The sequence below is a fragment of the Rheinheimera sp. genome, assembly GCF_036568245.1.
Lineage (GTDB): Bacteria > Pseudomonadota > Gammaproteobacteria > Enterobacterales > Alteromonadaceae > Alishewanella.
Genome location: NZ_DATCSY010000114.1, coordinates 1 through 16,017, shown reverse-complemented (window position 1 = coordinate 16,017; position 16,017 = coordinate 1). Strand labels below are relative to the sequence as shown.

Annotated in this window: 14 protein-coding genes; 7 read left to right on the top strand and 7 right to left on the bottom strand. The window is 47.6% G+C overall.

Annotation, left to right across the window (positions count from 1 at the left end; all coding sequences use genetic code 11):
• Positions 1–19: 19 nt before the first annotated feature.
• From VIN66_RS05210 to VIN66_RS05190, 5 genes are all read right to left on the bottom strand, one after another.
• Positions 20–334, bottom strand: coding sequence for a hypothetical protein (locus tag VIN66_RS05210; RefSeq protein WP_008984038.1), 315 nt, complete (start codon positions 332–334; stop codon positions 20–22).
• Positions 335–412: 78 nt separating this feature from the next.
• Positions 413–691 (bottom strand): metal/formaldehyde-sensitive transcriptional repressor, encoded by a 279-nt coding sequence (locus VIN66_RS05205; RefSeq protein ID WP_008984039.1) that lies wholly within the window; start codon positions 689–691, stop codon positions 413–415.
• Between the two features lie 84 nt (positions 692–775).
• Positions 776–2,170, bottom strand: a complete 1,395-nt coding sequence (locus VIN66_RS05200; protein WP_273020458.1) for an ATP-binding protein — start codon at positions 2,168–2,170, stop codon at positions 776–778.
• Entirely contained in the window at positions 2,160–2,828 is a 669-nt protein-coding gene (locus tag VIN66_RS05195) for a response regulator (protein WP_215399170.1), read from the bottom strand. Before VIN66_RS05195 ends, VIN66_RS05200 begins: the two co-directional genes overlap by 11 nt.
• Positions 2,829–2,848: 20 nt before the next feature.
• Positions 2,849–3,205 (bottom strand): diacylglycerol kinase, encoded by a 357-nt coding sequence (locus tag VIN66_RS05190; RefSeq protein WP_008223741.1) that lies wholly within the window; start codon positions 3,203–3,205, stop codon positions 2,849–2,851.
• Between the two features lie 109 nt (positions 3,206–3,314).
• Here VIN66_RS05190 and VIN66_RS05185 point away from each other — a divergent pair, with 109 nt between their 5' ends.
• The 6 genes from VIN66_RS05185 to rimO all read left to right on the top strand — a co-directional run bounded on the left by VIN66_RS05185 (position 3,315) and on the right by rimO (position 12,620).
• Positions 3,315–5,303 carry an LTA synthase family protein gene (locus VIN66_RS05185; RefSeq protein ID WP_273020454.1) on the top strand — a complete coding sequence of 663 codons (1,989 nt, stop codon included), beginning with the start codon at positions 3,315–3,317 and terminating at the stop codon, positions 5,301–5,303.
• 115 nt (positions 5,304–5,418) lie between these two features.
• Entirely contained in the window at positions 5,419–7,119 is a 1,701-nt protein-coding gene (locus tag VIN66_RS05180; protein WP_273020452.1) for a phosphoethanolamine transferase, read from the top strand.
• Positions 7,120–7,201: 82 nt separating this feature from the next.
• Entirely contained in the window at positions 7,202–9,226 is a 2,025-nt protein-coding gene (locus VIN66_RS05175; RefSeq protein ID WP_273020450.1) for a heavy metal translocating P-type ATPase, read from the top strand.
• Between the two features lie 212 nt (positions 9,227–9,438).
• Complete coding sequence (locus VIN66_RS05170; protein ID WP_134054404.1) at positions 9,439–9,951, top strand: DUF1993 domain-containing protein; 513 nt, start codon at positions 9,439–9,441, stop codon at positions 9,949–9,951.
• Positions 9,952–10,108: 157 nt separating this feature from the next.
• Positions 10,109–11,077: a glycosyltransferase family 2 protein gene (locus tag VIN66_RS05165; RefSeq protein WP_331922976.1), complete on the top strand. Its 969-nt coding sequence runs from the start codon at positions 10,109–10,111 to the stop codon at positions 11,075–11,077.
• A 139-nt stretch (positions 11,078–11,216) separates the two neighbouring features.
• Entirely contained in the window at positions 11,217–12,620 is a 1,404-nt protein-coding gene (gene rimO / locus VIN66_RS05160; protein WP_331922975.1) for a 30S ribosomal protein S12 methylthiotransferase RimO, read from the top strand.
• Positions 12,621–12,696: 76 nt separating this feature from the next.
• Here rimO and murI read toward each other — a convergent pair whose 3' ends face one another.
• Together murI and VIN66_RS05150 are read right to left on the bottom strand one after the other, a co-directional pair.
• Entirely contained in the window at positions 12,697–13,491 is a 795-nt protein-coding gene (gene murI / locus VIN66_RS05155; protein WP_331922974.1) for a glutamate racemase, read from the bottom strand.
• A 66-nt stretch (positions 13,492–13,557) separates the two neighbouring features.
• Entirely contained in the window at positions 13,558–14,439 is an 882-nt protein-coding gene (locus VIN66_RS05150; protein WP_331922973.1) for a TlpA family protein disulfide reductase, read from the bottom strand.
• A 351-nt stretch (positions 14,440–14,790) separates the two neighbouring features.
• Between VIN66_RS05150 and VIN66_RS05145 the strand changes: the two genes are divergently transcribed.
• On the top strand, positions 14,791–16,017 hold a 1,227-nt coding region (locus VIN66_RS05145; RefSeq protein WP_331922972.1), incomplete at its 3' end, for an elongation factor G.

The following is a 16,017-nucleotide window of genomic DNA, read 5'->3' as shown; positions in this document are numbered from 1 at the left end:
AAAAACCAAAAAAACAGAATCAGCTGATGGGTGGGCGGTAAATGCTTCGTTTAGGGGAAGAGGGTAGATAATTTAAGTAAGACACCAGCAATTCATTACCAATTACCGGCAAAGCCGGAGCTGGTTTAAACAAGCCAATATGTGCGGCATGGCAATGACTACAATGGTCGCAACCTGCATGAAGTGAGGCATCAGTTAATGATGATTGTTCTGCGGCTACAACCGTACTGGTGTCAGACCATGATATTTGATGATGAATATCATCAGCAGAATGTTCAACAGCGAAAGCGCTGGAAACTACGCATAACAATTGCACCACCAGCAGTAATGCCATCAACATTCTGCTTAGTGGTGTTTTAGTCAGTGCGTAGTTGCTTATCAAAATAATGACCGCCTTACTAATTTAACGAAATTAGCTTTTAAGGTACGAGCGCAATACGCTAATAACCTGTTCTACATCCGCGTCGCGCTGTAAAGGCTCCAGGTTATCGCCTGCCAGATGATCACGAATATGGTGTTCCAGTATCTCAGTCATTAGGCCATTAATAGCACCGCGCACCGCAGCAATTTGCTGTAGTACTTTACTACAATCACCTTCGGCCAGCAGCTGTTTTTCCAGCCCTTCAACCTGACCTTTAATCCGCCGTACCCGCGTCAGTAACTTGGGTTTATTGGTAATTGAATGAGTCATACCGTACTCCGTAACTATACTCCCCTATAGTATAGTCAGTTTTAATCTTTCTCAAGTCTGTAGCTATAAAAGCTGTCTCTTATTTTATGTTGTTTGTAGCAAAAAGAGCTCTGTTACAAAACGTCCGGTTATGTCTTGTGAAAAAACTAACTTTCCGCCGTGTAAGTGAACAATTTTACGGGTAATCGATAATCCAAGGCCGACGCCTGCAACATCCTGATGACCATAACTCCGGAAAAAGCGCTCTCCCAATCGGGCTAGCTCAAGCGTAATATCACCATTAATTGCATTACTCACACTTATCACTACAGCGTGCTGTTCTATACGCGCCTTGATACTGACCTCACTTTGAGCAGGCGCATACTTAGCCGCATTGTCCAATAAATTACGTAATGCGGCCTGAAATAATGTAGGATCGACCCGTACTTGCAGTTGTTTTGGTATATCGACCACCCAGATTACGCGGTCAATTAGCTGAAAATCTATTGATGCCAGAGCATCCTCTGTTAACCTAAGAAGCTGAATTGCCTGATATTGCAGTACAATACTATGTTCCAGTTTTTCTGTTTCCATTAACTGCTTAACCAGGTGTGCCAGACGGCGTGTGCTTTTGCCTATGGCCTGTATTGCTGTGTGTTGTTCCTTAATATCGGTCGCATTTTCCAGATTATCGGTATGCACTTGCAAAATGCTAAGTGGCGTTCTCAGCTCATGGGATACATTTGCAATAAACATTTTCTCTTTTTTAAGATAAGCTTTTAACTCAGCCATAAGTTTATTCACAGCGTCCTTGAATGGCTTTAACTCTCGTGGTAACGGCATCTCAATAGGTTGTAATTCAGTAGGGTTGGTTTCTGCCAGCTTTTCCGATAATTCCCGTACCGGCTTCGTGCCCCATTCCACAGCCAGCCAGACAAGTAACATTATCGGCAATATCGCTATCCCCAGCGGTAACAACTGATTCAGTGTTAAATGCCAGCTTAACTCGTCCCGAACATCTTCCCGTTGCGCAGTAAAGATCCAGGCTTTTTCATCAGGCACATATAAGCTAAAGCCAATCCACAGGTATTGATTATGCCGGATCTCATGAAAACCTGACTGTTTGGGCAACAATGGCGTTTTGCCGACATTACCGGAACGGATTAACAGTTGACCATTTTCATGCCAGACCTGAACTGCAATTTTACTTTCGTATTTATGCCCCTCGGAATACCGTTCTGCTGCTGCAGTATGCTCTATACCATCATCCAGTAAAAATGGCATTTCAATGGCGTGATTACTATCTGCAGTCAGGGGAGTATTGGGCTCTACCATTAAATGACGAATTAACCGTGCATACTGTGCCAGCTGTGCATCAAATAACTCGTCAATTTCATGATGAACATTAAACCATGTGTTCAGGCTGGTAATCAGTAACATTAACAGGATAACCGCATTAACACTGAGCAACAGCATCCGGCGGATACTATTAATTTTCACGATGACTCACCAGCATATAACCGACGCCTCTGACCGTTTTTATCAGCGATGCTGTAGTTTTTTTACGGATATTATGAATATGCACCTCTATGGAGTTACTTTCTGTTTCGCCTGTCCAGCCCGAACTGAGTTCATCCAGATACTGTCTACTCAGAATTTTATCCGGATGTAACATAAACTCTTTCAGGATCAAAAACTCACGTGAAGTCAGTACTATATCCCGCCCCTGATAGCGGCAAAGATGCTGCTGCATATTCATTTCTACTTCCTGACAAGTCAGGATGTCCTGCTGTCGTTGCTGATAACGCCGCAGTAATACTCTTAAACGGGCCTCAATTTCTCTGCTATCGCAGGGTTTCAGCACATAATCATCAGCGCCGGCATTTAATGCCTCAACCTTGGTTTCAAGATGATCCCATGCCGTCAGCACCAGAATAGGTGTTGTAACCTTTTTAGCCCGTAAGGTTTTAATTACATGTAATGCCAACCCGTCTGGCAACCCCAGATCCAGAATAATCACATCAAACCCGCTACTGGTTGCTGCCACTATGGCTTGCGAACCGGTAATACAGTGTTCTGTCCGGTAATGTATACGTGATAATGCAGTAATTAACCCCTGCGCAAGCAGGCTATCATCTTCAACCAGTAACAATCTCATAAAGGCTTTTTCCAGCTAGCTTAGAGTAAAATACATAACCAGACGGCGGCACTGGCAACGAGCGTTATTAATACAGCTGCCGACCCAATATCTTTCGCTTTACCACTTAATTCGTGATATTCACTGCCAATGCGATCCACCACCACTTCAATGCCGGTATTTAATAGCTCCACGATCAGAATCAGTAATGCACTCAATAACAATAGCGCACGCTCGGCCGCAGATACATCAACCCACAAGGCTACAGGTAGCAATACCAGTAATAAGATAATTTCCTGCCGTATTGCCGCTTCTGATCTCCAGCTACTGGCCAGCCCTTGCCACGAATTGACTCCGGCCAGCATGATCCGTTTAACCCCTTTAGCCTCTGATTTCATATACCCCCCTATGATTGGAGATAACAGTATAAAAGCACAGTCTTAAGAAAGTCTTAAGCATTGTTCGTTAGCCTTGCAGCCACTCTATCTGGCAGTACGGCGAGCCTCTATGACTAAAGTTTCTGCAGTAAAATTCCCGGTATTACGACAAATAACATGCGGTCCCTACACCTACTTACTACGTATGATTCTTATCGGGTTGGTACTATTAAGTGCGGCCCGGCTTGGTCTGGTGCTATGGCTATATGACAGGGTAGCACCTACAGACCAATTGGGCATGATATTCCTGCAGGGGATTCGGGCCGACCTGATTCTACTTTGTATCTGGTCTGCAATACCCGTTCTGTTATCGCTGTGCTGGGCGCGTCCCGGATTACAGCACAGCTGGTTTCGTTTTAGCTATTGGTGGTGCCTGACGGGTTTAATCCTTATTGCATTTATCGAACTATCCACCCCCGCCTTTATTCAGCAATACGATATACGGCCAAACCGCTTGTACATTGAGTATCTGAAATACCCGAAAGAAGTTTTCTCTACCTTATGGCATGGCTTCCGATTGCCACTGGTGGCAGGAACCGTGTTAACTGTCGCAGCCGCTCTACTGCTGCACCGGGCGCTAAGGCTACCGAAGCACACATTGCAAGTATGGCCACTGCGCCAGCATTTACTACTGTGGCCCCTGGTGGTTTTTATGGTATTTGCCGGCATCCGTTCCACTACAGCACACCGCCCTGCTAACCCGGCGCTGTTTGCAATTACCTCTGATGCTATGGTGAATTCTCTGGTCATCAACTCGGGCTATTCGGTTTTATTTGCCTTGTATAACCTCAAACATGAAGCCCGTTCCAGCGGAATGTACGGTAAACTGCCAGAGACACAAATGCTGAATTTAAGCCTTAACTGGCCCTGGCTGCAGCAATATGATTTTAATAATGCAGAATACCCAACCTTACACTGGCAACAAGCCGTAAAACAGCGTAATAAACCGCTGAACATAGTAATAGTGTTGATGGAAAGCCAGGGCGCCACCTTTGTTGAATCACTCGGCGGCGCACCCGTCACTCCAGAGCTGGAACAGCTGAAACAGCAAGGCATCTGGTTTGACAATCTGTATGCTACCGGTACTCGCTCAGTACGCGGTATTGAAGCGGTTGTTGCCGGCTTTATGCCGACACCGGCCCAAAGCACGGTAAAGCTGTCAAACAGTCAGCAAGGTTTTACCACTCTGGCATCCATCTTAAAAAAACAGGGCTACCACACTCAGTTTATTTATGGTGGCGAAGCACACTTTGATAATATGCGTAGCTTTTTTACCGGCAATGGTTTTCAGGAGATTGTGGATTTACCTAAAATCAATAATCCGGTGCTGGTAGGTAGTTGGGGAGCCAGCGATGAAGACTTGTTCAGAACTGCACATCAGCAGTTATTGGCCCTGCATCAACAGCAGCAACCGTTTTTCAGCCTGATATTTTCCTCTAGCAATCATGAACCTTTCGAATTCCCGGACGGCCGGATTTCACTATACCAAGAGCCTAAAAATACGGCTTACAATGCAGTGAAATATGCAGACTGGGCAATGGGCCGCTTTTTTGAGCAAGCAATGAAAAGCCCTTATTGGCAGGATACGCTGTTTCTGGTAGTAGCAGATCATGATAACAGGGTCTATGGCAGTAACCTGATCCCGGTGGAAAAGTTTCGCATTCCAGGACTAATTCTGGGCGCAGACACTCAGCCTGAAATACTCACAACCTTAAGTAGTCAGATTGATCTGGCTCCCACTCTGCTTAGCATGGCTGGGATATCGTCCTGTCACCCGATGACGGGACGTGATCTGTTGCTGGACAGTACCAGTTCTGGGCGGGCTCTGATACAGTTTGACAATCTGTTTGCCCTGATGACAGAGGATAAACTTACTATTCTGAAACCCGATGGTAAGGCGGTTAGTGCCAACTATAATCGTGAACACCAGCAATTAACGCTCTCTGAAGAAGCGGTAAGTCCCTTGCAACAACAGCAGGCTTTAGCACAGGTACAACTTCCTTCTTACCTGTATCGTGAACGTAAATACAACGATGATATCCCTTGTGAAAGCCCTTAAAGGGCTTTCTGCTATAGGTAGCAGCAATAGTTTGTTAAGGATCCACAGGAATTTAAGCATTTCTTAAGCACCGCCCCTTAAGCTGCGTTGCATATCAGTAGATTATGGAAAGCTTATGTCAGACCTAACGCCCACCGCACATTTGCAAACAGTACCCCTGCCCCGGCAAACCATAGCATTTAACCATAGCTCGCCACTATGGCATCCGCTCTGGTTTGCTTTTGTCGGCGCTTTGGCAATGACCCTACTACTGAACACGCCCTTTTTCGATGCCATACAAGCCAGGGCAGCAGGCCAGTATTCATTACAACTCAGTCTTGTATCATTATTATTCTTACTGAATTTTCTGTTACTCACCTTGTTCAGCTTCCGGCCTGTACAAAAGCCGGTATTTTTATTGCTGTTTCTGCTGGGCTCAACCGCACTGTATTTTAATACCAGTTACGGTGTCGTCATTGATAAAAGTATGCTGCAAAATGCACTGGAAACCGATCCGGCTGAAGCACAAGGGTTGTTGTCTGGCGGGATGTTGTGGCAATTAACCAAGCTGATGCTGTTTCCATTGCTGGCAGTTACCGTTATCCGAACCAAAATAGTGCGCAACAAACGCTTTTTACTGCACTGGCTGGCGGCAATACTGCTGATTATACTAACGCTGCTCAGTATTGTTACAATCAATTACTCACAGTTAGCGCCTTTTTTTCGCAACTTCCGCGAAGTACGTTATCTGGCACTGCCCGTCAGCACCCTGTCAGCCACCGTATCGTTGGCCAATAACATCCGTAAAACGGCATTTCCGGTCAGTTTTAATCAGCTTGGTCTCGATGCCAAACAGCTACCTGCGGCAACATCCTCGACAAAACCCAAGCTGATTGTTTTGGTGGTCGGAGAAACAGCCAGAGCCGATCACTTTGGGCTAAATGGTTATGTCAGAAATACCACCCCGCAGCTCAGTGCACTGCCTGTATATAGCTTTAAACAAGCGTCATCATGCGGTACGGCTACGGCTCACTCTTTACCTTGTATGTTTTCGGCTCTGTCGCGTACTGACTATATAGAAAGCACTGCCAAAAACAGCAGTAATGTTCTGGATATACTGCAACACGCCGGTGTTGAAGTGTCTTGGCTTGATAATAACTCAGGCTGCAAAGGCGTGTGCGACCGCGTACCGTCAGAGTTTTTATTTGAGCAACAAAATAACTCCAGCTGTGACAAAGGCCAGTGTCTGGACAGTGTACTCAGCGAGCGGCTACCGGTTTACCTTAGCAAGGCTAATACCGCCACAAAAGACCGCCTGATCGTGCTTCATCAACTGGGCAGTCATGGCCCGGAGTATTACCGGCGCAGTGCAATAACCGACAAAGCTTTTGTGCCGGAATGTCAAAACAAGCAACTACAGTTGTGTTCACAGCAAGATGTGATCAATGCGTATGATAACAGCATTATTGCAACCGACCAGTTGCTGGCTACCGTTATCAAGCAGTTGTCAGCGGCCAAGGACTATCAAACCGCCATGCTATATGTTTCAGATCATGGGGAATCTCTGGGCGAAAATGGCATTTACCTGCATGGGCTACCGTACTGGATGGCTCCCACAGCTCAGACACATATACCACTGCTATGGTGGATGTCCGAAAACTACATCACAGGTCAAAAGGTAAACACCTCATGTATACAGCAGCAGACAGAACAGAAAGCCAGCCACGACAACCTTTTTCATACCCTGCTGGCAATATTTAACGTACAAACCACGATGCGAGAAACACAACTTGAATTGTTTAGCCAGTGCCAGAATGATCTATCAGCGTATAAATAAAATCTGCTCAGCAATTGATCCTGCTCAAAACAGTAACTACTATACTGGGGTATAGTATAAAGGTGAGATATAAGGAGCCGATATGAGCGATAAACATAAAGATCACTCTCATTCTGAGACAGAACCCCATTCACATGCCGGTTTTTTAGGCGCCAATACAGAGCTTTTGTTCGCACTTGCCAGTGGTTTTATGCTGGCGGCTGGTTTTATTATCGGTAAAGTGTCAGCAAGTACGCCTGCTTGGCTACCTTTTATCTGTTACCTTAGCGCCTATTTTTTCGGTGGCTTTTTTACCCTGCGTGAAGCCATTGAAAACCTTCGCCATAAACGTTTTGAAATTGACACCTTGATGCTGGTTGCGGCGGCTGGTGCGGCTGCTTTGGGTGCCTGGGCTGAAGGTGCCTTGTTATTGTTCTTGTTTAGTCTGGGACATGCGCTGGAACACTACGCCATGGGCAGAGCTAAACGGGCTATCGATGCACTGGCGGAGCTGGCCCCTAAAACAGCGATGGTTCGCCGTAATGAGCAACTGCTGGAAATTCCGGTAGAAGCATTGGAAGTGGGCGATATTGTGGTCGTTCGCCCCAACGAACGCCTGCCTGCAGACGGTTTTTTGATTAAAGGCACCAGCAGCATTAACCAGGCGCCGGTTACCGGGGAAAGTATTCCGGTTGATAAACACCCGGTTGATGATCCGGAGTTTGCCCGCAAGCGCCCGGATTCTATAGAAGCTGCCAGCAAAGTGTTTGCCGGTACCATAAATGGTGGCGGAGCTATTGAGATAGAAGTAACCAGCCGCTCCAGCGATTCCGCTCTGGCCCGTGTGGTCAAGATGGTGAGCGAAGCAGAGATACGTAAGTCCCCTACTCAACGCTTTACCGATAAATTCGAGCGTATTTTTGTGCCCGCCGTACTGGGACTGGTCGTGATATTGCTGTTTGCCTGGGTCGTTATTGACGAGCCTTTCCGCGATAGTTTTTACCGTGCCATGGCGGTACTGGTTGCCGCCAGCCCCTGTGCACTGGCCATTGCCACCCCCAGTGCCGTATTATCCGGTATTGCCAGAGCAGCCCGTGGCGGCGTATTAATTAAAGGCGGCGCACCATTGGAAGAGCTGGGCGCACTAACCGCCATGGCGTTTGATAAAACCGGCACGCTGACTGAAGGCCGCCCGCATATTACCGATATTTTTGTGGCACAAGGTGTATCAGAAGAAGAACTGCTGCGTGTAGCCGTTGCAGTAGAAGCACTGAGTGACCACCCGCTGGCCGCAGCAATCACCCGTGATGGTCGCAAACGGCTGGCCGGTAAAGAACCAGCACAGGCAGAAAACCTGCAAAGCTATGCCGGTTTGGGAGTAAGTGCACAACTGGATGGAAAAACGGTCTGGATTGGCAAAGCCAAGATGTTTGGTAATGAAGAAACCGGTCAAGCTATCGCACCACTAAACCCGCAGACAACAGAAGCCATCAATGATTTGCGCAACAGTGGCCGTACTGTTATGGCAATACGCCACGGAGAGCGCGATTTAGGCGCTATCGGCTTGATGGATACCCCCCGCCCTGCCGCTAAAGCTGCGTTAGCGACCTTACGGCAGCTGGGTATCTCAAGAATGATTATGATCTCCGGTGATAACCAGCAGGTTGCAGAAGCTGTGGCAAAAGAGGTTGGCCTGGATGAAGCCTGGGGTGACTTAATGCCACAGGATAAAGTCACTGCTATCCGTAAATTACGCGAAACAACCCAGGTTGCCATGGTGGGTGACGGTGTCAATGATGCTCCGGCCATGGCGAATGCCAGTGTCGGCATTGCCATGGGCGCCGCCGGCTCTGATGTTGCACTGGAAACCGCAGATGTTGCCCTGATGGCAGACGACCTGCACAATCTGCCTTTTGCGGTAGATTTAAGCCGTCGTACCCGCCGCATTATTCTGCAGAATGTATTTGTCAGCCTTGGTGTCGTAGCATTACTGGTGCCAGCAACCATAATGGGGCTGGGCATCGGTGCTGCGGTGGCTGTACATGAAGGTTCAACACTGATTGTGGTATTTAACGCCCTGCGTCTGCTGGCTTATACTCCAGCCAAAAACATAGCGCCAGAAGCATAAATATCATCCCCAAAAAATAATTACAGGCGGCATAATAACGGTAATCATACCAAACGGGCAGTTACTGCCCGTTCTGTACAAGTTGGCACACAACAAGCAGCATTAATATTTTGCCATGGCAGCGCTATATTTTTGGGTGCCGCCATTGCGAAAATAGCAGCAGCCCCCCAAATCTGGGTTTGTATTTGTTTTATTACCCCGGAGGACAGACTATGTTTTACGATATTACCGTAGTGCAATTTAGCAAAATGCTGCAAAATTTAAGCGCCATCCTTAACAAAGGCGCCAGTTTTGCCGAAACAAAAAAAGTGGATGTTGCCGTTTTACTGAATGCGCGTTTAGCACCGGATCAGTTTCATCTTATCCGCCAGGTGCAAATTGCCTGCGACACAGCCAAATTAGGCGTAGCACGCCTAACCGGTAAAACTGACAGTGCCCCCAAGCATGCCGATGACGAAACCACCTTAGCGCAATTACAGCAGCGCATCAGTGATACAGTAGCCTATCTGGCCAGCTTTACCGAGGCTGATTTCAGCCAGTCCGCCACGCAAAAAATCACTCAGCCACGCTGGGAAGGTAAATATCTAACGGGTTACGAATTCTTGATCCAGCATGTCATCCCTAATTTGTATTTCCATATCACCACCGCCTACGCCATTTTGCGTCACAATGGTGTCGATGTAGGTAAAAAAGATTATCTGGGTGCGATGCCGTATAAAGTTTAGCGCGTAGTGTAAAACGCCGGGCATTAAACCCGGCGTTTTACTTTTTACAGAAAAGACCTGCTTTGTGACTATTGGTAACTAACTGTAAAAGCTCTACTTTATCTGTTATAGCCCCTGATAAACTAGCTGCTTCGCGCTAAGTTGCCAGGTGGTATATATGCAATCGCAGGTTTTGTTATCCCTTGTCGTCCCGTTTTATAATGCGGCAGACTATTTGGACCAATTATTGATGTCGGTTGAAACACAGCTAACCGCTCAGGTACAACTGGTGTTAGTCTGTGACGGCGCAACGGATAGCAGTTTGGCAGTAGCGCAACGCCATATTGCCAGATCTGTTTGGCCAGAATGTTATATGCTGTTGAGTCAGCTAAACAGCGGTGTAAGTGTGGCCAGAAATCTGGGTATCGCACACAGTACAGGCCGGTATGTTGGCTTTGTGGATGCTGACGATCTGCTACTACCCGGTTATATCACGCAAGTGCTCCGGGTTATTAGCGGGCATCAGCCTGATCTTATCGAAATAGGCTTTAAACGCTTTAACGATATCTCCCAGCTACCCACAGTTAAACCCCGCTATTTACAGCACAAAGCAGGCTATCATCAGGTAAAACACGTAGCGCCTGCGGTGTTTCAATCCAACCGCTGGTTTCCGTGGCTGAGAATATACCGCAAAGCCATTGCGCCGGATTTTCGCTTTGAGCCAGGCATCGGTTTCTGTGAAGACGTCATGGCAATCCCCACCTTGTATCAACGGGCAAACACCCTGCACCATTTGCGCCTGCCGCTGTACGGCTACCGCGAGCATGCTGCCAGTGCTTCATTTAATGTATCGTTGACGCAGCAACAACAGCTGCAGCAGTTTTACACGGGGTTATGCCGCGCTCAGTTATATCCGGACCTACCGCAACAATGGCGCAAAATTTTACTGTTAAACCTCGCCTATCTTTTTTACAGCCTGCAATGTGGCCAACAGCAGGATACAGGTCTGACATCACAGTTGCGACAGGACATTAAAACACTACTGCTGCAACAGTTCTTCACACCGCGGTTCTCCCTGCGCAAGAAGCTGCAGCTGGCAGGCTATCTTTTACGGCGTAATTCGCAATCTGCGCCGCTATCGTATTAATGCGTTAATGTGCTGACACGGGCATAATGCAACCCTACCAACATCTGTTTATTTTTTGCGCAGCTGGCTCTGTATCTTTATGCGTATTCAGGTATAATCCGCCGACTTTTTTCCGGCTCAGCCATTAGCAAGAGACACTATGACAGTACAAACCTTTGACCCGACACAAACCACCACGCTGGATACGCCAGCCAAAAGCCTTGCTGCTGAGGCTAAAACCGGTAGTGGCAAAGGCAATACTATCGGCTTTGTCAGCCTTGGTTGTCCGAAAAACCTGGTCGACTCTGAACGTATTCTTACCCAGCTAAAAAGCGAAGGTTACAACATAGTGCCAACCTACGATGATGCTGAACTGGTCATTGTTAATACCTGCGGTTTTATTGACAGCGCAGTACAGGAATCGCTGGAAACCATCGGTGAAGCCTTAGCTGAAAACGGCAAAGTTATCGTAACCGGTTGTCTGGGTGCCCGTGAAGATGAAATCCGCGAAGTACACCCAAACGTACTCGGCATTACCGGCCCACACTCTTACGAAAACGTGTTAAAGCAGGTACATGAGTTTGTACCTAAGCCTAAGTATGACCCTTTCACTATGCTGGTGCCGGATCACGGTGTTAAGTTAACACCTAAACATTACGCCTACCTGAAAATTTCAGAAGGCTGTAACCACCGCTGCACTTTCTGCATCATTCCGTCGATGCGTGGCGATTTGGTCAGCCGTCCGGTCGGCGAAGTACTGGACGAAGCTCAGCGCTTGAAAAATGCCGGTGTAAAAGAGCTACTGATTATTTCTCAGGACACCAGCGCTTATGGCGTTGATGTAAAACACCGTACTGGTTTCTGGAATGGCTCACCGGTAAAAACCTCGATGCAATCGCTGTGTGAAGCGTTGGGCGAGATGGGCATTTGGGTGCGTCTGCACTATGTTTACCCCTACTCGCATGTTGATGACATTATTCCACTGATGGCGCAAGGCAAAGTGTTGCCTTACTTAGATATTCCATTCCAGCATGCCAGCCCGCGTATTTTAAAGCTGATGAAACGGCCTGGCCAAGCTGACCGTGTATTAGAACGGATTAAAAAATGGCGCGAAATCTGCCCTGAATTAACCATTCGTTCAACCTTTATCGTTGGCTTCCCCGGTGAAACCGAAGAAGACTTCCAGATGCTGCTGGATTGGTTGCAAGAGGCTCAGCTTGACCGCGTAGGCTGCTTTAAATACAGCCCGGTAGAGGGCGCCAAAGCCAATGAACTGCCTGATCCGGTACCGGATGAAGTCATGGAGGAGCGTTATCACCGCTTTATGCAAACCCAGCAGGCTATAAGCACTGCAAGGCTGCAGGCAAAGATTGGCAAAACGATTAAAGTGCTGATTGATGAAGTAGACGAAGAAGGTGCAATCGGCCGCAGCCATGCAGACGCACCGGAAATTGATGGTGCTGTGTACCTGAACGGTTTAACTGGTGTTAAACCTGGCGATATCATTGATGCCGTGGTTGAAGAAGCCGACGAGTATGACTTATGGGCGTCCTTAGCTGAGTAAGTGCCAGGCGTTAAAATAAGCACAGAAAAGGCGGAGTAATCCGCCTTTTCTTTTTCCTACACACAGCGCAAAGCTGTTATACCAGCGTTGTGACTTTTACGCCGGGTTGCGGCCATAACCTGACCAGCTGGCGCCGAAACAGTGCTATATCGCCACTGGTACATAGCGTGGTTTCCGTTATCTTTGGCGCTGTGTTCACTGCACCGGCCAGCTCCAGTCGTCGCAACAGCTGTTTGGCCACGGCATTTTCAGTGCGGATAATACCGACATCCGGCCCGGCAACCTCAGCAATAACATCAGCAATAAAATTATAATGCGTGCAGCCAAGCACCAGTGTATCTGCCCCTTGTGTCAGCAGAGGCTGAATATAGCTTTGTATAGCTTCGCGCATGTGTTGACTGTCAAACTGTAACGACTCGATAAGTGGTACGAACGCAGGGCAAGGTTGCAACAGTACTGTCGCGCTATCGGCATAGCGCTGCGTTAAACTGGCAAAAGCCGGTGTCATTAATGTGCGCGGTGTAGCCAGTACGCCGACAACCTTCGCCTTGCTGACCAGCACCGCCGGTTTTACCCCGGGCTCGACACCTATGATAGGTAGCGGATAAGCTGAACGCAGCTTACTGATGGCGGCTGTGGTAGCTGTATTGCAGGCGACAACCACTGCCTTGACACCTGACTGCAGTAAGTAACGGGTAATCATATCCATACGCTGAAAGATAAAATCGTCCGTTTTATCGCCATACGGGGCATGTGCAGTATCGGCCACATAAATCAGATGCTCAGCTGGCATCAGCTGACGTATCGCCTGAGCGACAGACAATCCACCTATGCCGGAATCAAAGATACCAATTGCGCCTGTACCGCTCATACTACTCCTATTATCCCACTGCCTTGGGCTTCGCTGCCCCGTCTAAGTACAAAAGCAGCATACAGCTTACTGGCCGGACAGCTGCTGAACAACCTGCGCGGTATCGGTAAAATCGGTAATGCGTTTTAGCACTTTGCCATCTTTTATTTCGAGCAGGGTTGGGATAGTGCGGATATTAAAATGATTGAACAGCACGCCAGCTTCGTCAATGCTAAACGGCACCTTCATATTGTACAGCGAATTAAACTCCGCCAGAGCCTGTTTGTCTGTCCAAAGATGGTTCACCACTCCATGCCAGCGGCTGTGCGGCAACCTTTGCTGCAGGGCATTAAGCTCAGTTTGCGCTTGTTTACAGGCATTTGCCATTTCCGGCCGGGTATCCAGCAGGTACCAGTCACACCAGGTCGCAGTAAAAAACACAAGATGCTCACCCTGCTGCCAGCGTTGCAGTATGTGCTGCCGCTGCTCAGTGCTTAACGCTTCTGTTGCAGTGCTTTGCAGTGACTGCCCTTTTGCCAGCATCGCAATAAAACGATCCAGGTTAGCGTCTGACTCATGTGTGGTATAAACCACAGTGCCCGTACTATTAGCCAATACGCTGTAGGGTGTACCGGTTAAACCAAGCGCTACGCCAAGCTGACCTTCGTTATCAAGCCACACCGGCATAGTCAGGTTAAAGCGGTTTATTACCTGTGTAATTTTGTCATGGCTTTCATTGATATTAATGTTAACGGCAACGAAATTCACTTTATCGCCATATTGTTGCTGTAACGCTTCAAAATGCGGCATTTGTTCCATACAAGGCTTACACCAGGTTGCCCACATCTTCACATATACAGGCTTATCCGCGCCTAAGCTGCCAAGTGTTACGCTGTTACCGCTGCCAAATTGTTGCAAAGTGATCTGTCTGACATCATCAGCCAACACAGCCGATGAAACAGAAAGCATTGTTATGATCCTTGCCAACCATAAGCTCAATCGCATAGAAAAACCCACTTAATTACCGGTTAAGTCATTATTTTACCGCGCAATCTATGTGAGAAAAGACACAAAAACCATAAAAAGAGGTAGGACATAAAGCTTAGCTGTGCAGCTAAGTGCCCTGCGCCAAACGCTGCCAGCCTGCAATGGAACTGCGTTAGCACACCTGTCTGGCTGCCAAAACACGGCGGATTGTGCAAACAATTCGCTACAGAGACAAAAAATTCATCTGCCGCAGTTATTTTTTTTCGGGCAAATTGATTTTAAATCCTGTATATTATCGCACTATTTTCAAACCCCCAGCTTATAGAGATGACTATGGCAGCAGATTTATCGTTATACAGAAACATTGGTATCTTCGCTCACGTTGATGCCGGTAAAACAACTACAACCGAACGTATTCTTAAACTGACCGGTAAAATCCATAAGTTAGGTGAAGTTCACGAAGGTGAATCAACAACTGACTTCATGGAACAGGAAGCAGAGCGTGGTATTACTATCCAGTCAGCTGCTGTAAGCTGCTTCTGGAAAGGCCACCGTTTCAACGTAATCGATACACCGGGCCACGTTGACTTCACTGTAGAAGTATACCGTTCACTGAAAGTTCTGGACGGCGGTATCGGCGTATTCTGTGGCTCTGGCGGTGTGGAACCTCAGTCAGAAACTAACTGGCGCTATGCTAACGACGCAGAAGTATCACGTCTGATCTTCGTAAACAAACTGGACCGTATCGGTGCAGACTTTATCCGCGTTACTGAGCAGGTGAAGAAAGTTCTGGGTGCAAACCCATTGATCATGACGCTGCCTATCGGCCGTGAAGACACTTTCAAAGGTGTTGTTGACCTGTTAAGCAAGCAAGCTTACGTGTGGGATGATTCTGGCCAGCCAGAAAACTACACTGTAACTGATATTCCAGCTGATATGGCTGATGACGTTGAAATGTACCGTCAACAACTGATCGAAACTGCGGTTGAGCAGGACGATGACCTGTTAATGGCGTACATGGAAGGTGAAGAGCCTTCAATCGAAGATATCAAGCGTTGTATCCGTAAAGGTTGCCGCGACCTGGCTTTCTTCCCAACGTACTGTGGTTCTGCCTTTAAAAACAAAGGTATGCAATTACTGTTAGATGCCGTTGTTGATTACTTACCATCACCAACTGAAGTTGTTCCTCAGCCACTGACTGACGAAGAAGGTAACGAAACAGGCGAATCAGCTATCGTTTCTCCGGATGAGCCATTCCGTGCTTTAGCGTTCAAAATCATGGATGACCGTTTCGGTGCTCTGACGTTCGTACGTATCTACTCAGGTGTTCTGAACAAGGGTGACACCATCCTGAACTCTTTCACCGGTAAAACAGAACGTATTGGCCGTATGGTTGAAATGCAGGCGAACGACCGTACCGACCTGACGACAGCTCAGGCTGGTGACATCATCGCTATCGTGGGTATGAAGAACAACACCCAGACCGGTCACACGCTGTGTGATCCTAAGCACCCATGTACTCTGGAACCAATGGTATTCCCAGAGCCGGTAATCTCTATC